We start from the raw sequence: 20,424 nt of genomic DNA on the forward strand, positions 1-20,424 counted from the left end.
TTGTTTCCATGTAAACAAAGGAGGTGCGATATGAGCAATGCAATAAACATTATCCATTCGTTTACTAGAATACAAGAACGGGCGGATATCTTTAAACATCATCGGGAAGAGATTTTTGCAGGACTTAATTTGGCTGAAGTACATTGTATTGCTAAAATTGGTTCGATGGAATATGCCAATGTAACAAAAGTAGCCCATGCAATGCATATGACAAGAGGTGCTATAAGCAAAATAAGTAAAAAATTACTAAATAAGCAGCTAGTTGAGAGTTATCAAAAACCGGAGAATAATAAAGAAGTTTATTTTTGCCTGACTACGAGCGGTAAATTGATTTATGATGAACATAAAGTATGCCATGAACAGGCAAAATTAAGGAAACTAAAACTTTTGTCTAACTATAGTGAAGCCGAGCAGATCGTGATTTTACGATTTTTAGAAGATATTAATCAACAGCAAGAACAGGGTTTACGTGAGGAAGCTTGAGGGTATAGGGGGTTAAGGACTTGAATCGAAAATATGTATATGTCTTAGCGCTAGGACATTTTTTTTGTGATATTGGCATGGGCGCGCTGCCAGCTATTTTACCATTTTTTATTTTACAATATGGTATGGATTATCAATCGGCTGCAGGTTTGATGTTTGCGTCATGTTTTTTGTCTTCCGTTGTACAGCCGGCTTTTGGCTATTTGGCGGATCGGACTTCGAAAATATGGTTTATGCCATTGGGGGTTTTTGTGTCAGGCGCGGCAATGGGACTGGCTGGACTTTTTGAAAATTATTGGGCCATTTTTGCCGTTGTTACACTCAGTGGGATCGGTAGTGCGATCTTTCACCCGGAAGCAGCGCGGATGATCCATAAGATTTCCGGTACAAAAAAAGGGACAGCCTTGAGCATTTTTTCGGTCGGAGGTAATAGTGGATTTGCTGTTGGACCGATGATTGCTGTAGCGACTATTACCGCGTTCGGGATGAAGGGAACGGCGATATTTTGCTTTTTGGCATTGATCATGTCATTTGTTTTATTGATGATTGTTCCAAAAATAAAAGCAGCGATTGTTGAAAAATATTCTTTATCGGCAGCAACTAATATAGAATCTAAAGTGAAAAAAGTTGGTGCAAAGAATGACTGGTCATCTTTTTCCCGTCTAACTATGCTGATAATTTTCAGTTCTATTGTAATTTGCGGTCTGCGCAGCTTTATTCCTCTATACTGGGTACAGGTAATGGGGCTTTCGACTGCGGCAGCAGGTTCGGCACTAACTTTATTATTTACTCTCGGGATTGTGACTACCTTTATCGGTGGATTGCTTGCGGATAAGCTTGGCTATTTAAAAGTGGTACAGTTCAGTTATGTACTTTTAGTGCCAATGGTAGCAATGCTTTCACAGACAACGAATCCGGTTATGGCATATTTGTTGATGATTCCAATTGGGTTTGCGATGTTTGCCCCGTTTAGTTCTATTGTAGTTTTGGGGCAAAGTTATTTGGCACGCAGTATTGGTTTCGCTTCTGGCGTCACGTTAGGTCTTTCTTTTAGTGTGGGCGGTGTCATTGTTCCCTTTATTGGTCGATTTGCCGATACATATGGCTTGAATGCAACGATGGAGCTTTTGGCAGTGGTGGCAATCTTCGCCGCTATATTTGCTTTCTTCTTACCAAAACCAGTAAAAGTAGTTTGAAATATTGTAGTTTATTGTTGTAAGCCTGATGGCAAGTGGAATTTTTGGATAAGACTGGTTGAAAATTTAATAAGATTTTAATGAGAAAAATCGGGAGCAGATAGATGTTCCCGATTTTTTATGTGGCAAAATGAATTGGCTCTCATAAAGTAGACAGATGCTTTGCGAGCAGGTATGATCAAGGAATATATATATAGTTTTTTGAAAATTCAGTATTCTAAAAATAAATAAACGGTTGTGGTAAATTTAGTATACTAAAAGGGGGTTGGTATTGTGGTAAAGTTTTGGTCTTTTGGGACTAACGCAAGGGTGTTATGATGAATTTGTAAATAGAAACGGGAGGAAATTCAAATGAAAGATTTACAACAACGGCAAAAACAACTTTTGAAGCATTTGTTGGATGTAGAAGATTTTGAACCTGTTAAAAAATTTGCCGCTGTCTTAGATTGTTCGACTAAGACTGTGAGAAATGATTTGATGATGTTAGAAGAATGTGGCGTAGCTTTGGAAAAAATCGCTGGACGAGGTGTAAGGCTCTCATTATTAAGTAGAAATCAGGCAGAAATATTTTTGCACAAAAATAATATTCTGTATGGTTTATCTATAGAACATAGGCGGATGAAAATACTTTTTGAATTACTGGAAGGAACAAAAGATAAATTATCAATTCAATCTTTATCAAATAAATATTTTGTCAGTAAAACTTCTATTGTTAATGACCTAAAAGTGATTGAAGAAAAATTAATTGAGTATAATTTACATCTTAAAAAAGATACACAAGGAACACAATTAGTCGGTTCTGAGTTGGATATTCGCAAGGCGATGGTTGATATGTTAAATACACTTGTAAGTTCAAAAAACGGAACACTTTATGAAAATAATTACAGAATTGACCGAGAAACTTTATTAGAACTGGAAGACCATTTTGGACACGATCATGTTTCACAAGTAAAAGAGTTAATTGAAGAGGCAGAACGATTTTTAAACTATAAAATTACAGAACCTTATTATATCAATCTTGTGACGCATTTGTTAATTCTTGTGCATAGAACTAAACATGGGAAGACTATCTATGCAGAATTGAAACAAGAAAATAGAGATTGTGATCCCTCGTTTTATGCAGTGTCAGAAAAAATAGCGAATCAATTGGAAGAAAAATTTTCAATTCAGATCAACAAGGAAGAAATTTTTTACATTTACCGCTATTTGATGTCTTCTGGTGGTATTGCTGTTCAGGCGGAACTGCTAAAAGAAGATAATACAATGGATGAGTTTTTGCATAGTATGGCAACGGAAATGATTCGTTTAAGTTCGGAAGTCTTCCCCATTAAATTTACCTTTAGTCCTTCCTTGTATAATGATTTAATCCTTCATTTAAGACCTATGATGAATCGCATTGATTATAAAATTTCGATTAAAAATCCATTGTTAATTGAAATTAAAGATGAATTTCCTGAATTAATGATTTTATTAAAATTAATTATTTTTAAAATAAGGCTAAAATATCAATTAGCACATATTAGTGAAGACGAAATCAGTTATCTTGCTGTGTACTTTCAAGCTGCGATTGAAGAGGTCATTAGCAAAAAACGCGTCATGATTGTTTGTTCCACAGGCGTAGGAACATCACATTTACTAGAAAAACGAGTGAAAAATCATTTTCCCGAATGGCATATTGTTGATGTTGTTTCTGCTAAATATTTGGAGAATATGGTAGATTTATCGGCTGTTGACTTAATTATATCAACGGTTAAGCTGCATGTTTCACTAAGTAAACCAGTTGCCTACGTGAGTGCTTTATTTAATAAAGCAGATGAAAAAAGAGTTCGCGCATCTTTTGTAAATGAAGAAAAAAAGACAAACGTATTGGGGGATTTTTTGAGGGAAAATGAAAGTGAAAAGACAGGGATTTATCGTGAAATTTTACAGGCAAAAGGCATTGACCGTATCAATATCAATTCGTGGCTGGATGTATTTATATATGAAAAAGAAGGCTTAAGCAATGAGGTGTTGAGTGGACAGGTTATCGGACAAGATCACGGTAAAAATAAAATAAAAATCATTGTTTTATTAAAAGAAAATGCAGAATTTCCCGAATCTATGCTTAAGGATTTGTACCAGCTTTTAATAAGTGGAATTGAAAATTAGGGGGATACTAAAAATGGATTTATCAACTGTAATTGATAAAAATAGAATTAATTTGGCAGTAGATGCAAACAATAAGGAAGAAGCACTTAATATTTTGATAGATATGCTGGTAAAATCGGGATCAATCGTATCAAAGGAGGTGTTCATCAAAGACGTTTATTTGCGGGAAGCTGAAGGGAAAACTGGTATAGGGGGTGGCATTGCGATTCCACACGGGAAATCAAAGACGGTAGTGCAGACATCATTAGCGATTGGCAGAACTAAAAAACCTATTTTCTGGGAATCATTGGATGATGAACCAGTACAATTCATTATTTTATTTGCGGTACGCGATGTCGATAGTACAACGGTACATGTGCGGTTACTGGGTGAGATTGCTGGTAAATTAGCAGATGAAGAGATTGTTGAACAATTACTTACTAGTAAAAAAGCCGAAGACGTTATTTCTATTTTCAGTCAAGATAATTAAGATGTGGAGGGATGAAAATGAATATTGTAGGAATTGCAGCTTGTACATCGGGAATTGCTCATACGTATATTGCGAAAGAAAAACTGATGAAGGCTGGTCAGGCATTGAACCATACGATTCATATTGAAACGCAAGGGACAATCGGAACGGAAAATGAACTTTTACCGCAAGATATTGCAGCAGCGGATGTTGTCATTATCGCAGCTGATATAAAAGTTGGTGGTAGAGATCGTTTTGCAGGGAAAAAAATTGTCGATATACCTACCCATATTGCTATTAAATCTCCAAAAGCATTATTGAATAAAATTCAGGCAGAACTGGGAATTTGAATTTTTACGATTGAAAGGAAGTGCCCTTATGTTAAAAGAACTGGAACTAAAAAGGCATGCTATGACAGGAATTTCGTATATGATTCCATTGGTGGTTGCATCGGGCTTGTTGATTGCTATTGGCAATATAGCTGGTGGGAATCCGGCATTAATTTCAGATTACAAGAGTTCTTATACTTTATGGGAAGCCGCGGTTACTTTAGGTGTATATGGAATGGGTTTGATTCCGGCGGTTATGTCAGCGGCAATTGCTTATTCAATTGCTGACCGACCGGGGATTGCCCCGGGGCTTTTAATGGGGATGATTGCCAATGCTATGGGGGCAGGATTCTTTGGCGGCATGTTAGGCGGTTATATGTCCGGTTGGTGTGTTAATTTTTTGAAAAAAAATATTAAAGTGCCAATTTGGGCACAGGGTCTAATGCCAATGATGATTATTCCGTTATTATCCTCTATCATTGTAGCTTTTATTATGTTTTTTGTTATTGGCAGGCCGATTGCAGTTGCATCTTTTGCTTTAACTGATATGCTCATTAATATGCAAGGTGGTTCAAAAGCGGTGTTTGGTGCAGTAATGGGGGCGATGGCAGCTTTTGATTTCGGCGGACCTGTCAATAAAGTTGCTTCTTTGTTTGCGGATGGTCTTTTAATCAATGGAGTTTATGGACCGGAAGCAATTAAGATTTGTGCATCGATGGTTCCTCCATTTGGTGTGGCATTATCATGGCTTATTCGAAAATCCAGATACAGCAAAAGTGAAGCTGATAATATAAAAATTGCGTTTCCAATGGGAATTTGTATGATCACGGAAGGCGTTATTCCGATTGCCGCCGTTGATCCGCTTCGGGTAGTGTTTTCCTGTTCTTTTGGAGCAGCGGTCGGTGGTAGTTTAATTATGTTATTAGATGTAGCATCTCCGGTGCCGTCGGGTGGTTTGTTTATTGTTCCAGCAATGCAAAATCCGATTGGATTTCTGATTTCTTTAGGTGTTGGTAGTATTGTTACAGCATTATTACTGGTTGTGTTAAAAAAAGATGCCGTTGAAAAACAAAATGATGGAGAAGATGATGAAGAGGAAGATGTTGATTTATCTGGTATCAATATCAAATAAATAAAGAAAGGCGTGTGTTTTATGTATGTTTCAATGTTAGATATGTTAAAACGAGCTAACGCCGGAAACTATGCAGTTATGGCAATTAATTGTTTTAACCTGGAGACGGCAAGAAGTGTAATTCGAGCCGCTGAAAAAGAACAGGCACCAATTATTATTAATCTTTTTCAAGATCATTTGCTGTATCATTGTGACAGCCAGCTCATTACTCCGATTGTTAAGGTATTAGCAAATCGAACCGACATTCAGGTTGCATTGAATTTTGATCACGGGCAAGATGTTTTGTTTTTGAAAAAAGCAATTGACGATGGTTTTTCATCGGTTATGGTGGATGCTTCAAGATTTGGTCTGGCGGGAAATATTGCGATGACAAAAGAAATCGTGGAGTACGCTCATCCGAAAGGTGTCAGTGTAGAAGGCGAAATTGGCTGTATCGGTGGTACGGAAGGAGCTGAATTTACGAAAGACTCTATGTATACAGACCCTTTTGAAGCAGTTCAATTTGTCGAGAAAACGGGAATTGATGCCTTGGCAATTTCTATTGGGTCTTCACATGGAAATTATCCAGAAAACATGGTTCCTGAATTTGATTTTGATCGATTGAAAAATATAAAGAATTTAACGCAAATGCCACTGGTGCTTCATGGCGGGTCAGGTTCAGGTGAAAAAAATATTATCCAGGCAGTCAAGTATGGCATTAATAAGATAAATGTCGGTTGTGATTTTATGAATGCGAATATTCATGCATTAAAAGATAAACTGCAACAAAATCCAGACATAAATTATTACGATTTGGTTGATCATGTTGAACAAGCAAGTATGGAAATAGTAAGACATTATATTCAGTTATCAGGCTCAAGTAATCAAAATTAAAGGGGATAAAAAATATGTTAATGAATATGAAAGATTTACTCGTTGTGGCACAAAAAAACAAGTTTGCTGTACCTGCATTTAATACCAGCAGTAGTATGATTTTAAAAGGTGTTATGGAAGGCTGTAGAGAAAAAAAATCGCCAGTAATTATTGCCATTCATCCCGATGAATTATCTTTTTTGGAAGATAGCTTTATAGCTACAGTACGAGAAGAAATCATGAATAGCAATATACCTGGTGTCATCCATTTGGATCACGGCGGCACATTTGCTCAGGTGATGCGAGCGATTCACTGCGGTTTTACTTCGGTAATGATTGATGCTTCGTTACTATCTTTCGAAGAAAATATTGCCATTACGAAGAAAGTTATTGAAGCGGCACATCCGGTGAACGTTTCTGTTGAAGCAGAACTGGGAACGATAGGAACAACAGGTAATGGTGGTGGTGAAGCAGGGACAGAACAAATTATTTATACGCAGCCAGATACCGTAAAAGAATTTGTGGAAAGAACTGGCGTGGATACGTTAGCAATTGCTATTGGCACATCACATGGAATTTATCCTAAAAATATGAAACCAAAGTTAAAACTTGACTTATTGAAAGAAATCAGAGGTATTGTTGATATCCCGCTCGTATTACATGGTGGTTCTTCGAATACAGATAGTGAAATTGCTGAAGCGGTTCGATTGGGAATATCTAAAATCAATATATCAAGTGATATCAAAGATGCATTTTATAAAAAATGCCGTGAAGTCTTACAAGATCCGGACATTCGTGAACCGAATGCAATCTATCCACCTTGTATTGAAGCAATGAAAGAGGTTGTTTATGCTAAACTTGAATTGTTTAATGACATTGATAAAGTGAAATATTATAAATAATTCAGCGGTATTTCATTCGTAATCAAATCCTAAATAGATAAAAATTACTCATGTTTTTATAATGTGGGTAATTTTTTTTGTTCTAGGAGTGTCATAGCAGATTTAATAATATATGAATAACATCATCTTAATAATATTAATTATTTATAAATTAATATTATCTTGACAAGAAACATAATATTGTTTATTGTTAAGTTAAAGAAAAATAACAGCTTAAAAGAGAAGATATGGAATGGATTTTCATACGTTTATACTATAATGCAATGAATGCAAGGTTGATTTTTAAATAAAAATAAAAATTTTGTTTATTTAGTAGTTCTTGCATAAGTTGATGCAAGAACTTTTTTTGTAGAATATATATCGGGGGATGGTCTTTCATGGATCAAGTACAAAGTAAAAAATCAAACTGGGTAGGTTATGGCATTGCGGTGTTATTCCTGCATAGCATAGCACTTGGTTGTTTATTATCGGCCAATACGGAAAGTGGAACAATTTTGGGTCTTGGGTTTTTAGCATATACGCTGGGGCTGCGGCATGCATTTGATGCAGATCATATTGCCGCAATTGATAATACGGTGCGAAAATTGCTGCAACAAGAGAAAAATCCAATGGGAGTTGGTTTTTATTTTTCACTCGGACATTCTACCGTTGTCATTTTGATGGCAATGGGAACAGCTTTTGCGGCTCAGTGGGCAACAACAGTAGTGCCTGAGTTTAAAGATGTTGGGAGCCTTATCAGCACAAGTGTATCCGGTGTGTTTCTGATTTTAATTGGGTTACTAAATTTAGTTGTTTTGCTTGATATTTTTAAAATTTTCAAAGATATGCGTCAGGATTCTTATAATGAAGAACAATTGGAAGATTCTCTACAAAATAGAGGTTTTATGTCACGTTTTTTGAAACCATTGTTTAAATTTGTTAATAAAAGCTGGCATGTATATCCAATTGGTTTTTTGTTTGGGTTTGGTTTTGATACGGCTAGTGAAGTTGCATTGCTCGCAATATCGGCGGGAGCTGCCAACAGTGGAATTAGCTTGTTGGGTATCATGGCGTTGCCGCTTTTGTTTACAGCTGGTATGAGCCTATTGGATACAAGTGATGGTATATTTATGACAACGGCTTATAACTGGGCATTTCGCACACCGCTCCGTAAGTTATATTATAATTTAACCATTACGAGTTTGTCAGTCATTGCGGCACTCTTTATTGGGCTTATTGAATTGGCACAGGTCATTACGCCGCGGCTAGGCTTAACAAATGGTTTCTGGAGTTGGTTGCAAAATTTGGACTTTGGCACACTGGGCTATATATTGGTTGGTTTATTTGTCCTTACCTGGCTGATTTCGTATAGTATTTGGAAATTCGGTAAAATTGAAGAACGAATGACTTCACAGTAATAGCAAATCTAAAAACAGCTGTCTCGTAAGAGATAGCTGTTTTTAGATTTGCTTTATTTGTTTTTGCGTAAAGACGTAACGGTTTGGCCACCGATACCCCAATTGTCGGTTTCTACTTCATCAATTACTACGACTGCTGTCTTTGGGTTTTTACCGAGTACATCAACAAGCAGCTGCGTAGCACCTTTGATCAATAATGCTTTTTGCTCTGGGGTAGCACCGTCTTTGGTTATTTTAATATTTATATAAGGCATTTCTATCACAAACCTTTCTGCTATATAAACGCATTAAAGAAATTACATTCAGTCTATCAGTCTGTCAGGAATGGGGTAAGGGTATCGTTTGCTTCCTACGTAACGCCACGGAGCCCTATACTCCATTCCTGACGATTGCCATATAAAATGTTTAATGCCATATATATATGATTTTATTGTAACATTTAAGATATTATATCACAAAATTTGAATATAGATAATCTTTTATTAATTAATATTTACTATCCATTATTTAGGGTTTATAATAATGGTAAAGCAACGAAGAGAGAAGGCATTATGATGAAAAAAATAGTTTTTATCAGACATGGCGAAAGTATTTGGAATATGAAAAATTTATTTACTGGCTGGACAGATGTTGATTTGAGTGACAAAGGTATCGCTGAAGCCAAACAGGCTGGAATAATCTTACAGAAAAATAATTTTTCGTTTGATATAGCATATACATCTTTTTTGAAAAGAGCAATTAAAACGCTACATAATGTTTTGGAAACAATGGATTTATTGTGGATACCCGAATATAAAACATGGGTTCTTAATGAACGTCATTATGGGGGACTTCAAGGACTTAATAAAGCTGAAACAGCTGCAAAATATGGAGATGCACAGGTACAGATTTGGCGTCGCAGCTATGACGTAGAACCACCGAAATTAAAAGCTGAAGCGGCAAAAGTGCAGGCAAATGATCCCAAATATAAAGACCTCGCACCAGCGTTGCTGCCAACGACCGAAAACCTCAAAGAAACGGTGGCAAGGGTCGTGCCTTTTTGGCAGGAAACGATTGTACCACAGCTTAAAGCAGATAAAAAAATTATTATTGCAGCGCATGGCAATAGCTTGCGAGCCTTGGTTAAATATATCGATCAGGTTTCTGATGAAGAAATCGTGAAACTTAATATTCCAACGGGCGTTCCGCTGGTTTACGAATTTGATGATGATTTAAAACCATTGAAACATTATTATTTGGAACAATAAATTGGTCATGTGGATAAGAGGTATGAAAGATGACAGAAAATCTGTTTTCTTTTATACCTCTTATTTTAGGTGGAGAATATATCACATTATTTGTGTTTACAAACTTATTAAATGTGATTACAATATAGATAAGGAAAAGAAAGAAAATTTCGTATATTTAAAAATTTACAGGAGGTTGGTTCGAATGGGAGTTTTTAAAAAAGATTTTTTATGGGGTGGCTCTGTTTCGGCAATGCAGACAGAAGGAGCTTGGGATGAAGATGGAAAAGGAAAATCGGTTTATGATATAAGAACAGAAGCAGCAGGGGTATCGGATTGGAAAGTTGCGATTGATACGTATCATCGCTATGAAGAAGACAATGCGCTTTTGGCCGAACTGGGGTTTAATTGTTATCGATTTTCAATTTCATGGTCGCGGATCTTTCCCGAGGGTAAAGGAACGATTAATGAACAAGGTTTGGCTTTTTATGATCGATTTATTGATGATTTATTGGCACGTGGGATTGAACCGATGATTTGTCTGTACCATTTTGACATGCCGTTGAAACTGGCTGAAGAATACAATGGCTTTTTATCCAGGGAGGTCGCGGATTATTTTGCTGAATACGCGAAAGTTATTGTGGACCGTTATAAAGATAAAGTGAAATATTGGTTAACATTTAATGAACAAAATATTTTTGGCATGGTACATGCCTTTAAGATTAGTGGGTGTCAATGTAAAGAAACCGAGCGAAATTTATATCAGATCCAATATCATACTTTTTTGGCACATGCGAAGGTGGTCAATTATATTCATGCTATGGCACCTAAGTGTAAAGTGGGCGGCATGATCGCCTATCAGCTTTTTTATCCGGCTACTTGTAAACCGGAAGATGTTTTTTTTGCTCATCAGGCAGATGAACGCTTTAATCAATTATACTGGGAAGTATTTACAAATGGGAAATATACGAAAAATATGCTGGCCTATTTTTCGGCAGAAAACTGCAAACCTGAAATGGATGAGACTGATTTGGCTGTTTTAGCCAAAAGCAAAAGTGATTTTTTATCCTTTAGTTATTATGCAAGCAAATGTATGAGCTTTGCCGCAGTTGATACAACGAAACCCTTTTTTAGACAGGTTGAACAAGCGCAGGTGGCTAATTCTTATTTGCCGGCGAATGCATGGAACTGGGAAATTGATCCATTGGGCTTTCGTCTGATTTTGGATAAAACGTACCAACAGTATAATTTGCCTTTATTTCCAATCGAAAATGGTATTGGCTGGGATGAGGTATGGGATGGAACACAGCCAATTAATGACTCGTACCGGGTTGACTATCACCGTAGTCATATTCAAGCAATGCAGCAAGCGATGGAGATCGATGGTGTGGATGTTCTAGGCTATCTCACTTGGGCACCCATCGATATTTTGAGTTCACAAGGTGAAATGAAAAAAAGATATGGCTTTGTTTATGTAAATAGGGATGAACATGATTTGAAAGATTTAAGCCGCATCCGCAAACAAAGTTTTGCTTGGATGAAAAAAGTGACGACATCAAATGGATTGGATTTAGAATAACCTGAGTCAAACGATAAAGCGTGGAGGGGATATTCATGAAAGACGGATTTCTTGAACGGTTTAGTGTTTTTGCCCAAAAAATAGGTGCGCAGATTCATTTGCGAAGTCTGCGGGATTCTTTTGCTACGATTATGCCGCTTTATATTTTGGCGGGTCTGGCGACATTACTCAATAATGTGTTTTTTACACCAGATGGTTTTTTAGCAAGTATCTTTTTAGCGAGTACAATAGAAAAATGGCGGTTGTGGGGTAATTTGATTACGAATGGGACGCTCAATATATCAGCTGTTTTAGTTGCGGTGGCGTTAGCGTATCATCTATCCAGTAATCGTCGTGTGAAAAATCTCATCGCACCGATCATTGTGGCTGTTTCTTGCTTGATTGTTTTACTGCCGGCGCTGGACAGCGTCGTTGTACCAGGGACAAAAGAAACTTTAATGGTATCCAATGTGATTCTTTTTTCTAAGATTGGCACAATGGGAATGTTTGCCGGCATTTTTGTGGGACTTTTTGCGACCGAGTTATTTTTGAAGCTTTCAAAAAATAAAAGGTTGCAAATCAATATTGGACAAGGGGTACCACCTGCGGTAGGGCAGTCATTTAATATTATGATACCGGCATTTATTGTAATTGGGCTCTTCAGTTTCATGTCATTTATTTTGCAGGCATTTTTGGATACCAATTGCATTACCTTGATCAGCACCTTAATCCAAGAACCTTTAAAAACAATCAATACAAGTTTGCCAGGTTATATTCTGATTTATAGTTTTGGTAATTTTTTCTTTACCATGGGAATACATCAAGCTGTAATTAATGGACCGCTGCTTGATCCTATTTTGTTATCGAATATCAGTGAAAATATGATTGCCTATTCCCAAGGAGCACCCATACCAAACATCATTAATTATTCATTTCAAAGTGTGTATGGTTTGACGGGCGGGACAGGCAATACGATTGGTTTATTAATTGCGATCTTTCTGTTTAGTAAATATAAAGTATATCGTGATATTGGTAAATTGGCACTGGCGCCGGGTTTGTTTAATATTAATGAGCCAGTTATTTTTGGTATCCCGATTGTCTTTAATATTTCGTTGATTATTCCATTCGTTTTATCACCAGCAATTTGTTTGATCATTGCTTACTTTGCCACAGCCTGGGGCTTTATCAGTCCTTGCGTGGTTTTAATTCCCTGGACGACACCACCGATCTTATCCGCTTTTTTGGCAACGGGTGGTGATTGGCGGGCTGTTGTATTGCAAATTCTACTAATCAGCGGGACGGCTCTTTTTTATTTGCCATTTTTAAAAATGAGTGAACGAATCGTGAAAGCTGAAATGGAAGGAAAAGAGCTCGGAAAATAATGTGGTTTTATATAAGTTGCATCTAGCCTATTAGGCTGCCAGGAATGGGGTATAGGGCATCGTTTGCTTCCTATGTAACGCACACTTAACCCTATACCCCATTTCTGACGATTGCCATATAAAATATTTAATAACTTATATAGGTAAAGAGTAAAAGAAGGGATGATGGTGGTTATGATTCGAATTTTATTAGCTTGTAATGCGGGAATGAGTACGAGTTTATTAGTGAAAAAAATGCAAGAAGCAGCAAAGCAGCAGCATCTGGAAGCAGAAATATGGGCTGTGCCCGAGGCTGAATTGTTTGACGAATGGGCACGGGCGGATTTTGTTTTGCTCGGACCGCAAATCGGTTATATGAAAGATGAAATTGAAGAGGTTATTCAAGGGAAAATACCAGTGCAGGTTATCGATATGAAAGATTATGGACGAATGGATGGCGCGAAAGTTTTGCTTACGGTTGTTGAGAAGATAGGAAGTGCATCATGACAGGGAGCGAACAAGATTTATTTGAAATTTTGAGCAATGCGGGAGCTGCTAAAAGTGAATACATGAAGGCCATACAATCTGTGAAAAAACAAAATTTTGCGGAGGTAGAATCCTTATTTAAGACTGGGGACGAATATCTATTAGCTGCTCATAAAGTTCATACCAAAATGATTCAGGAAGAAGCGGGTGGCAGCGAACCGAAAATATCATTGCTTTTAGTTCATGTTGAAGATCAGTTGATGGGGTGTGAATCAATTAAAATCATGGCAAAAGAATTTATTCATGTCTATGCACAACTACAAGATTTAAAGAAAGAACAGACAGTAATCTTAAATAAAATCACATAAAAGATGATATAATATAGGTGCTCTAAGGGATTGGAGCATCTTTATTGTATAGGTGGGTTATGAAATGAAAACACAAAATAGAAGTTATCGTGAAATTGCTGAAGTGATAAAAAAGCGTATAGAAAATAATGAATATCCAATAAATGCTTTGATTCCAAAACAGGTGGCGTTAGCGGAAGAATTTTCAGTGAGTCGTACAACAATTGCCAAAGCCCTGGATATTTTGATTTCAAGAGGATTTTTATACACGCGGCGTGGTGCTGGCACTTTTGTAACGAAAAGCATGGTACTGTCCAAACAGGATTTTTATGTACAGGACTACATAGGCTTAACGAATCAATTTCCTGACGATACAGTTACAAGCAAGATTATTTTATTTGAAATTGTTTTTCCCGATGAAAAAGTTCAGAGTGCTTTAAATTTGAAAGCAGAGGTGCCTGTTTATAATGTTATTCGTCTTCGGTTATTGAATGGTCAAAATTATATGCTTGAACATACACGAATGCCAGTACATTTGATAAAAGGTCTTCATTCGGAAATTTTGCAAAAATCAATTTATAAGTATATCAAAGAAACATTGAAGCTGACAATGAGTGGTGCTTGGCGCAAGATTTTTGCTGATAAACCGAATGAACAGGATAAAGAATATTTAGGCTGCACCGAAACGGATCCAGTGATGCGAGTTGAGCAAATCGTTTGTTTGACAGATGGTGAACCCTTTGAATATTCAATTACGACACGTAAATACGATCAGGGCAGCTTTATTGTGATTGATCAAAAAAGTCGGTTCTGATATAATATGGAGCGACACTCTTTCCTATAACTCTCTTGAGTAGGACTATTATCTTATTTTTATTTTTGCTGCAAATATAAAAGGAATTAATAAATCCAAACAGAACGAATAACTGTAGAGATTCTATTTATATTTTATGAGTATTTAGGAGGTGGAATAATAGTTTTTTACGGATCAATCAATTTCAAGAAATACTATAAATATGGAGATGACAACTTATATGAAATCATTAAATCGCATTCTTGTTTTATTTATTGGGTTATTATTTTTTAACACCGTGGTCAGTGCGCAGACATCAAATTCCTTATATCAAGTTTCGACAATTAATGCGGTGCTGCAAGGCGTCTATGATGGACAGATGAATATGAAAGAGTTAAAGCAGCATGGTAACTTTGGTATTGGTACCTTTGAAGGCTTAGATGGAGAAATGATTGCACTGGATGGGCAGTTCTATCAAGTAAAATCTACAGGGAACGTTGTTTTAGTGTCGGATCAAGTCAAAACACCTTTTGCTGATGTTATGGATTTTAAATCTGAGAAAACGGCAGAAATTCCGGATGTTTTAACCTTTAACGAATTGGAAAAGGCATTGGATGGAATTATTCAAGATAAAAATTATATATATGCAATCCGTATTGATGGTGTGTTTAGCGGAACTACACGTAGTATTCCTGGTAAAACAAAACCGTATCCGTCTTTAACAGATGCAGCTAAAACACAATCTGTGTTTGATATTCAAAATACAAAAGGTACGATCGTTGGCTTTTTGTGCCCACAATATATTAATGGAATTAACGTAACCGGATATCATCTGCATTTTATTTCAGATGACCGCAAGAGTGGCGGGCACATCTTAAGTGGTGGAATAAAATCGGGGGTTGTTAAAATTGAACGAATTACTGATTTTAGAATGATTTTACCGAATAGTGATGCTTTTCAACAAGCGGTTTTAAATAAAGATTATAGTAAAGAACTGAATGGTGTTGAAAAATCGAAATAGATTACAGTGCTTTTGGCACTATTGTTTAAATAGGGAGGCGTTTGAATGAAGAGTCTGCGTATGCAGTTATTAGTGCCAATCATTAGTACGATTGCGATAATTTTACTTTGTGTAATGGCTATTTCGTACTGGAAGACATCAAGTATCCTTCAGACAAATTTGGTAGAACGGTTTCAAATTCAAACACAAGAACTGGCCAATGCTTTTGATATCAGGATGCAGCGCGAAAAGCTCGTTATGGATTCGTTCGGGAAACAGGGAACGTTTCAATTTTCGCAGTTACAGGCGGATCGTCAGCTGCAATTTTCTTTTTTGAAACGTATGCATGATGATTATTCGCAGTGGAATCCGGTTAGTTTTTTACCTGATTTGTCAGGTAAAAATGTAGCGACTAGTGCCGGAAAACTGGTGGATGCCTCTAGTTTAGCGTATGTAAAGAGAATTCCTGAAGGTAAAACTTTTATGGATAATCCGATTGTTTCGGTAACGACTGGTAAAACGATTGTGGTAGGCGTAGCACCTGTATCAGTCAATAACAAAGTTATTGGTGCAGTGGTTGGCGGAATTCCGCTTGAGGAATTCACAAAAGGCTTTAGTGAAACCAAAATTGGTCAGGCTGGATATAGTATCTTAGCAGCTCCTGATGGTATGATTGTGAGCCATCCCAATTCGGATCTTATTATGAAGAGTAACATCAAGGACTTAGGCAATGAACAATTATCCCAAGCGATAGAGACAATCAAACAAGGTAACAAAGGCTTTATGATTACACAGATTGATGGCGTTGAATCTATTGTGGCTTTTGTTCCGACACAAGATAAATGGGGTGTCTTTACCATTGCTCCGACTGCTCAGGAATTTGCGCCAGTAAGACAACTTATGTGGTGGTTTTTGGCATTGTTTTTGATTGGATTGGCTTTGGCCGGATTTATTGTTAATTTAATTGCAAGCCGTATTGTACGTCCAATTAAGGAAATGTCACAATATGCAAGTGCCATTGCTCAAGGTGATTTAACAAAATCTACACTTGACACAACGGATCATTCTCATTATGAATCGAAAAATGAAGTTGGTGTTTTACATTCAGCGATGCTTCAAATGCGCGAAAAATTATGGACTTTGATTACACAGGTCAGCGATTCAGCGAGCCATACAGCAGCGTCTTCATTACAACTAAAAGAGAGTGCGAATCAGTCAGCGCAAACTGCAACACAGGTCGCTGAAGCGGTTGTAAAAGTAGCGACAGAAACAATGAATGGACAAAAAAGTATGGGGAAAGTCCATTCAACGTTTGATGGCTTTATGAAAGAATTAAATACGATGAAGAGTAATACAGAAGATGTCAATAATTCGGCAAATCTTGCTGTGGAACGTACGATTCAAGGGACCAAAACAGCGCAGGCAGCTCGAATTCAGATGGAAAATATCAATACAAGTACGAAAAATGTTAGTGCAACGGTTGTTAAATTGTCAGAAGGAACTACACAAATCAGTGAAATTGTTAATATGATTTCAGGGATTGCTGCCCAGACAAATTTATTGGCTTTAAATGCAGCGATTGAAGCAGCGCGGGCTGGTGAACAGGGGCGTGGTTTTGCTGTGGTCGCTGATGAAGTTCGGAAACTGGCGGAACAGTCTCATAACTCAGCTAGTCAAATTATCAGCTTGATTGAAGAAATCAAACAGTATGTAAGTAATGCTGTTTCGGCTGTCGACAAATCGTCGAACGATGTAGCAGCGGGAATGAAAAATGTCAATGAAGCTGAAGTGCATTTTCTGGAAATATCTGATTTAATAAAAAGTGTTCAGGAAAAAGCATCCCAAGTTTTGTCGCAAACTGATACATTATCGAATAATGGTCATACCGTGGAAGATGCTTCGACGGAAATCAATCATTCAATGAATGAAACTGCAGCACATACGCAAACCGTTTCAGCGGCAACGGAAGAACAATCCGCATCGATGCAGCAGATTGCTGCATCAAGTGATGATTTGGCACGTGCAGCAACGGAACTAAAAACGGTTTTGAATCAATTCCGCATTTAGTTAAAATATAATACTGAAACAATAAAAAGAGATATGCATCCGAATTAATGGCGGAGCATGTCTCTTTTATATTGGTAAATTTAAAACTTAGTCTTCACAAACTTTATGTGGATTTAAGATGTTATTTGGATCAAATACATGTTTGATTCCTTGCATCAGACCAATGATTTCAGGCTGGATGGATTCATTGAGATAAGATCTTTTCGCAAAACCAATGCCATGTTCACCGGATACCTGACCGTCAAGTTCATGGGCTTTTGCATACATCTTTTCCATGGCCAGGCTTAAGCGTTCTTGCCAAATTGTATCACTTAAATCATCTTTTAAGATATAGGCATGGAGATTTCCATCGCCTGCATGTCCAAAACTTTTGATACGCAGACCAATTTCTTTTTGCAAAGAATGTGTGTATTCAACAAAAGCATTGATACGATTTCGTGGTACAACGATATCCACTTCATCCATATATGTAGTTGATCCTTTGATTGCCTCTAAAAAGGAACCTCTGGCTTTCCAAATGGATTCATTGCGTTCATCCGTATCGGCAATCAATATATCAAGGGCACCTTGCTCCAGACAGATTTTAGCAACACTATCATAAGTGTTTTCAATTTCTTCTGTCGAATTTCCATCGAATTTTAATAATAAGTAAGCATCAGATTGGTTGTCGGGAAATTTTTTGCCTAAATATTCTTCTGAATCCATAATGACTTCTCGTTCCATGAATTCAATTGCGGTTGGGATAGCTCGTGATTTAATAATGAGTGGTGCGGTGCCAATTGCTTGTCGTAATGTTGGAAATGGTATGAGCAGACTGATGGTTTTTTTCGGCAACGGCAGAAGCTTTAAAATAGCTTTTGTGACAATGCCAAGAGTTCCTTCTGAACCTACCATCAAATCTTTCATGGCATAACCAGAACTATTTTTTACAATTTTACCACCAAAATCAACAATTTCACCAGTCGGTAAAATCACTTCCAACCCCCGGACAAAATCACGGGTCACTCCATATTTTACGGCACGCATACCCCCGGCATTGGTGCTTATATTACCCCCAATCGTTGCTGATTTTTCACCTGGGTCTGGTGGATAGAAAAGACCTTTTGGTTCAACATAAGCAGCGAGATCCATCAGTAAAACGCCTGGCTCCAGAGTAAGTGTAAGGTTTTCTTCATCTAATTCAAGAAAGTGATTCATCAGGGTTGTATCAATCATAATTCCATGCTCAATGGCTACAGCAGCACCGACGAGTCCGGTTCCAGCACCACGAGGCGTCACAGAAATTTTTTCTTGATTGGCATACTTCAAGATTTGTGAAGCTTCTTGGGCAGAGCGGATTTTCACTACGACATCGGGATAAGATTCAGTACCGCTAAGTTCATCATGACTAAATTCTTCATTAATTTGCGTGCCGTATAAAATACGTTCACTATCGTTGATTATTGATTCGAGAACTTTTAAGTCAGCTTGGTCAATCCGTTTGTATATCATGCGGAGACCCCCTTGGCAATTTTTATTTTTTCAATCAGTTTTGGAATAATGTCGTAAATATCACCGACGAGTCCATAATTAGCAACATGGAATATATTTGCTTTCGGATCTTTGTTAATGGACATGATCACATCAGAATGGTTCATTCCAGCTACAAACTGAACGGACCCGGATACACCACAGGTAATGATGAGTTTTGGTCTAACTGTACGTCCACTGAGACCGACTTGATGTTTGGCATCAAGCCATCCAGCTTCTGTAATTGGACGAGTTGCGGCAACTTGCCCTCCTAACAGGTCGGCAAGTTCTTTCAGCATTTCTAGATCAGCTTGCTTTTTGACACCACGACCAGCCACAATGAGTACTTCAGCAGAATCAATAAACTTTTCTTTTTCTTTAGGAACAACATTTAAGACTTGGACATTACAGCGTAATTTTGCTTCATTAATAGGACAAGCAATAATTTCACCAGTTTCGATGGGTTCTCTTTTTGGTATATTCATAACCTTATACCGTACTGTGGCGATTTGCGGACGATGATTTGGCGTAAGAATCTGTGCCATGATATTGCCACCAAACGCTGGTCTGATTTGAACTAAATCGGTGTTTTCACTTATTTCCAGTACTGTGCAGTCAGCGGTTAATCCTGTGCCAAAACGGGCGGCAATTCGTGGGGCTAGCTGCCTTCCGATCGTTGTTGCGCCAACTAAAATCGCTGTTGGCTTAATGTGTTGGATAAAATCTTCAAATGCAGCGGCGTAAGGTTCAATTTTAAAATGTTCCAGACTCGGTGTATCGTAGATATAAGCCTTATCAACGCCGTAATGTAAAAGCTCATGGCTTTTTGTGGTGATCTTGCTGCCGATAAAAAGTGCATATACCGGTTGGTTAATTTTGTCAGCCAATTCACGGGCTTTGCCTAGTAATTCATAAGTTACAGGGTGGATTACACCATCAACATGGTCCACATATACCGCAACGCCCTGCCACTGGGTTTTATCTATTTGTTTTACAGTATCTGTTACATATTCAACGGCACCACTTGGTCCTTTTTTTACACAAATCTGACACATTTTACAGGCAGAATTTATTTTTACTTGTCCGTTTTCTTCTTCTAGTGCGCTAAAGGGGCAGAGGGCTAAAAGTTCTTGAATATTGCCAATTTTTTCTTGATGAACAATAAGTTTTGCCATAGAGAAAACCTCCTA

The 20,424-nt window shown here is 37.4% G+C and carries 20 protein-coding genes; 17 read left to right on the forward strand and 3 right to left on the reverse strand.

What is annotated here, in order from left to right; genetic code table 11:
- Window positions 1–30 precede the first annotated feature (30 nt).
- The 9 genes from BMY14_RS09200 (at window position 31) to BMY14_RS09240 (ending at window position 8,887) form a co-directional block, all read left to right on the forward strand.
- Window positions 31–483 (forward strand): MarR family transcriptional regulator, encoded by a 453-nt coding sequence (locus BMY14_RS09200; RefSeq protein WP_091831082.1) that lies wholly within the window; start codon window positions 31–33, stop codon window positions 481–483.
- A gap of 20 nt (window positions 484–503) precedes the next feature.
- The gene (locus BMY14_RS09205) at window positions 504–1,679 is read left to right on the forward strand and encodes an MFS transporter (RefSeq protein ID WP_091831084.1); all 1,176 of its coding nucleotides are present in this window, start codon (window positions 504–506) and stop codon (window positions 1,677–1,679) included.
- A 351-nt stretch (window positions 1,680–2,030) separates the two neighbouring features.
- Entirely contained in the window at window positions 2,031–3,827 is a 1,797-nt protein-coding gene (locus tag BMY14_RS09210; RefSeq protein WP_091831086.1) for a BglG family transcription antiterminator, read from the forward strand.
- A gap of 13 nt (window positions 3,828–3,840) precedes the next feature.
- Window positions 3,841–4,296, forward strand: coding sequence for a PTS sugar transporter subunit IIA (locus BMY14_RS09215; RefSeq protein WP_019552183.1), 456 nt, complete (start codon window positions 3,841–3,843; stop codon window positions 4,294–4,296).
- Window positions 4,297–4,313: 17 nt separating this feature from the next.
- A complete protein-coding gene (locus tag BMY14_RS09220; RefSeq protein WP_019552184.1) occupies window positions 4,314–4,625 on the forward strand; it encodes a PTS fructose transporter subunit IIB in 312 nt (103 codons plus the stop codon).
- Window positions 4,626–4,653: 28 nt separating this feature from the next.
- Window positions 4,654–5,736: a PTS fructose transporter subunit IIC gene (locus BMY14_RS09225; protein ID WP_091831088.1), complete on the forward strand. Its 1,083-nt coding sequence runs from the start codon at window positions 4,654–4,656 to the stop codon at window positions 5,734–5,736.
- Window positions 5,737–5,757: 21 nt separating this feature from the next.
- Entirely contained in the window at window positions 5,758–6,609 is an 852-nt protein-coding gene (locus BMY14_RS09230) for a class II fructose-bisphosphate aldolase (RefSeq protein ID WP_091831090.1), read from the forward strand.
- Window positions 6,610–6,623: 14 nt separating this feature from the next.
- Entirely contained in the window at window positions 6,624–7,490 is an 867-nt protein-coding gene (locus tag BMY14_RS09235; protein WP_091831092.1) for a ketose-bisphosphate aldolase, read from the forward strand.
- Between the two features lie 377 nt (window positions 7,491–7,867).
- Window positions 7,868–8,887 (forward strand): HoxN/HupN/NixA family nickel/cobalt transporter, encoded by a 1,020-nt coding sequence (locus BMY14_RS09240; RefSeq protein WP_091831094.1) that lies wholly within the window; start codon window positions 7,868–7,870, stop codon window positions 8,885–8,887.
- A gap of 53 nt (window positions 8,888–8,940) precedes the next feature.
- Here BMY14_RS09240 and BMY14_RS09245 read toward each other — a convergent pair whose 3' ends face one another.
- On the reverse strand, window positions 8,941–9,141 hold the full coding sequence (locus BMY14_RS09245; RefSeq protein ID WP_026329196.1) for a tautomerase family protein: 201 nt from the start codon (window positions 9,139–9,141) through the stop codon (window positions 8,941–8,943).
- Window positions 9,142–9,438: 297 nt separating this feature from the next.
- Here BMY14_RS09245 and gpmA point away from each other — a divergent pair, with 297 nt between their 5' ends.
- The 8 genes from gpmA (at window position 9,439) to BMY14_RS09285 (ending at window position 17,725) form a co-directional block, all read left to right on the forward strand.
- The gene (gene gpmA / locus BMY14_RS09250; protein WP_342741764.1) at window positions 9,439–10,134 is read left to right on the forward strand and encodes a 2,3-diphosphoglycerate-dependent phosphoglycerate mutase; all 696 of its coding nucleotides are present in this window, start codon (window positions 9,439–9,441) and stop codon (window positions 10,132–10,134) included.
- 184 nt (window positions 10,135–10,318) lie between these two features.
- A complete protein-coding gene (locus BMY14_RS09255) occupies window positions 10,319–11,692 on the forward strand; it encodes a glycoside hydrolase family 1 protein (RefSeq protein ID WP_091831098.1) in 1,374 nt (457 codons plus the stop codon).
- A 35-nt stretch (window positions 11,693–11,727) separates the two neighbouring features.
- Window positions 11,728–13,053 carry a PTS sugar transporter subunit IIC gene (locus tag BMY14_RS09260; protein WP_091831100.1) on the forward strand — a complete coding sequence of 442 codons (1,326 nt, stop codon included), beginning with the start codon at window positions 11,728–11,730 and terminating at the stop codon, window positions 13,051–13,053.
- A 174-nt stretch (window positions 13,054–13,227) separates the two neighbouring features.
- Complete coding sequence (locus tag BMY14_RS09265; RefSeq protein WP_177177534.1) at window positions 13,228–13,539, forward strand: PTS sugar transporter subunit IIB; 312 nt, start codon at window positions 13,228–13,230, stop codon at window positions 13,537–13,539.
- Window positions 13,536–13,886 (forward strand): PTS sugar transporter subunit IIA, encoded by a 351-nt coding sequence (locus tag BMY14_RS09270; protein ID WP_091831104.1) that lies wholly within the window; start codon window positions 13,536–13,538, stop codon window positions 13,884–13,886. Before BMY14_RS09265 ends, BMY14_RS09270 begins: the two co-directional genes overlap by 4 nt.
- Before the next feature lie 64 nt (window positions 13,887–13,950).
- Window positions 13,951–14,679 carry a GntR family transcriptional regulator gene (locus BMY14_RS09275; RefSeq protein WP_091831106.1) on the forward strand — a complete coding sequence of 243 codons (729 nt, stop codon included), beginning with the start codon at window positions 13,951–13,953 and terminating at the stop codon, window positions 14,677–14,679.
- 220 nt (window positions 14,680–14,899) lie between these two features.
- Window positions 14,900–15,679, forward strand: coding sequence for an acetolactate decarboxylase (gene budA, locus BMY14_RS09280; protein ID WP_091831108.1), 780 nt, complete (start codon window positions 14,900–14,902; stop codon window positions 15,677–15,679).
- Between the two features lie 45 nt (window positions 15,680–15,724).
- The gene (locus tag BMY14_RS09285; protein WP_091831110.1) at window positions 15,725–17,725 is read left to right on the forward strand and encodes a methyl-accepting chemotaxis protein; all 2,001 of its coding nucleotides are present in this window, start codon (window positions 15,725–15,727) and stop codon (window positions 17,723–17,725) included.
- Between the two features lie 87 nt (window positions 17,726–17,812).
- Here BMY14_RS09285 and BMY14_RS09290 read toward each other — a convergent pair whose 3' ends face one another.
- Both BMY14_RS09290 and BMY14_RS09295 read right to left on the reverse strand, forming a co-directional pair.
- Window positions 17,813–19,216 carry an FAD-binding oxidoreductase gene (locus BMY14_RS09290; RefSeq protein ID WP_091831112.1) on the reverse strand — a complete coding sequence of 468 codons (1,404 nt, stop codon included), beginning with the start codon at window positions 19,214–19,216 and terminating at the stop codon, window positions 17,813–17,815.
- Complete coding sequence (locus tag BMY14_RS09295) at window positions 19,213–20,409, reverse strand: electron transfer flavoprotein subunit alpha (RefSeq protein WP_091831114.1); 1,197 nt, start codon at window positions 20,407–20,409, stop codon at window positions 19,213–19,215. Before BMY14_RS09295 ends, BMY14_RS09290 begins: the two co-directional genes overlap by 4 nt.
- Window positions 20,410–20,424 lie beyond the last annotated feature (15 nt).

It is taken from the genome of Propionispira arboris (assembly GCF_900109225.1).
In the GTDB taxonomy this organism is placed as follows: domain Bacteria; phylum Bacillota; class Negativicutes; order Selenomonadales; family Selenomonadaceae; genus Propionispira; species Propionispira arboris.

Coding starts and splice junctions, on each gene's coding strand:
- BMY14_RS09200 (WP_091831082.1), top strand. CDS start 31: ATGAGCAATGCAATAAACATTATCCATTCGTTTACTAGAATACAAGAA.
- BMY14_RS09210 (WP_091831086.1), top strand. CDS start 2,031: ATGAAAGATTTACAACAACGGCAAAAACAACTTTTGAAGCATTTGTTG.
- BMY14_RS09215 (WP_019552183.1), top strand. CDS start 3,841: ATGGATTTATCAACTGTAATTGATAAAAATAGAATTAATTTGGCAGTA.
- BMY14_RS09220 (WP_019552184.1), top strand. CDS start 4,314: ATGAATATTGTAGGAATTGCAGCTTGTACATCGGGAATTGCTCATACG.
- BMY14_RS09225 (WP_091831088.1), top strand. CDS start 4,654: ATGTTAAAAGAACTGGAACTAAAAAGGCATGCTATGACAGGAATTTCG.
- BMY14_RS09230 (WP_091831090.1), top strand. CDS start 5,758: ATGTATGTTTCAATGTTAGATATGTTAAAACGAGCTAACGCCGGAAAC.
- BMY14_RS09235 (WP_091831092.1), top strand. CDS start 6,624: ATGTTAATGAATATGAAAGATTTACTCGTTGTGGCACAAAAAAACAAG.
- BMY14_RS09240 (WP_091831094.1), top strand. CDS start 7,868: ATGGATCAAGTACAAAGTAAAAAATCAAACTGGGTAGGTTATGGCATT.
- BMY14_RS09245 (WP_026329196.1), bottom strand. CDS start 9,141: ATGCCTTATATAAATATTAAAATAACCAAAGACGGTGCTACCCCAGAG.
- gpmA (WP_342741764.1), top strand. CDS start 9,439: ATGATGAAAAAAATAGTTTTTATCAGACATGGCGAAAGTATTTGGAAT.
- BMY14_RS09255 (WP_091831098.1), top strand. CDS start 10,319: ATGGGAGTTTTTAAAAAAGATTTTTTATGGGGTGGCTCTGTTTCGGCA.
- BMY14_RS09260 (WP_091831100.1), top strand. CDS start 11,728: ATGAAAGACGGATTTCTTGAACGGTTTAGTGTTTTTGCCCAAAAAATA.
- BMY14_RS09265 (WP_177177534.1), top strand. CDS start 13,228: ATGATTCGAATTTTATTAGCTTGTAATGCGGGAATGAGTACGAGTTTA.
- BMY14_RS09270 (WP_091831104.1), top strand. CDS start 13,536: ATGACAGGGAGCGAACAAGATTTATTTGAAATTTTGAGCAATGCGGGA.
- BMY14_RS09275 (WP_091831106.1), top strand. CDS start 13,951: ATGAAAACACAAAATAGAAGTTATCGTGAAATTGCTGAAGTGATAAAA.
- budA (WP_091831108.1), top strand. CDS start 14,900: ATGAAATCATTAAATCGCATTCTTGTTTTATTTATTGGGTTATTATTT.
- BMY14_RS09285 (WP_091831110.1), top strand. CDS start 15,725: ATGAAGAGTCTGCGTATGCAGTTATTAGTGCCAATCATTAGTACGATT.
- BMY14_RS09290 (WP_091831112.1), bottom strand. CDS start 19,216: ATGATATACAAACGGATTGACCAAGCTGACTTAAAAGTTCTCGAATCA.
- BMY14_RS09295 (WP_091831114.1), bottom strand. CDS start 20,409: ATGGCAAAACTTATTGTTCATCAAGAAAAAATTGGCAATATTCAAGAA.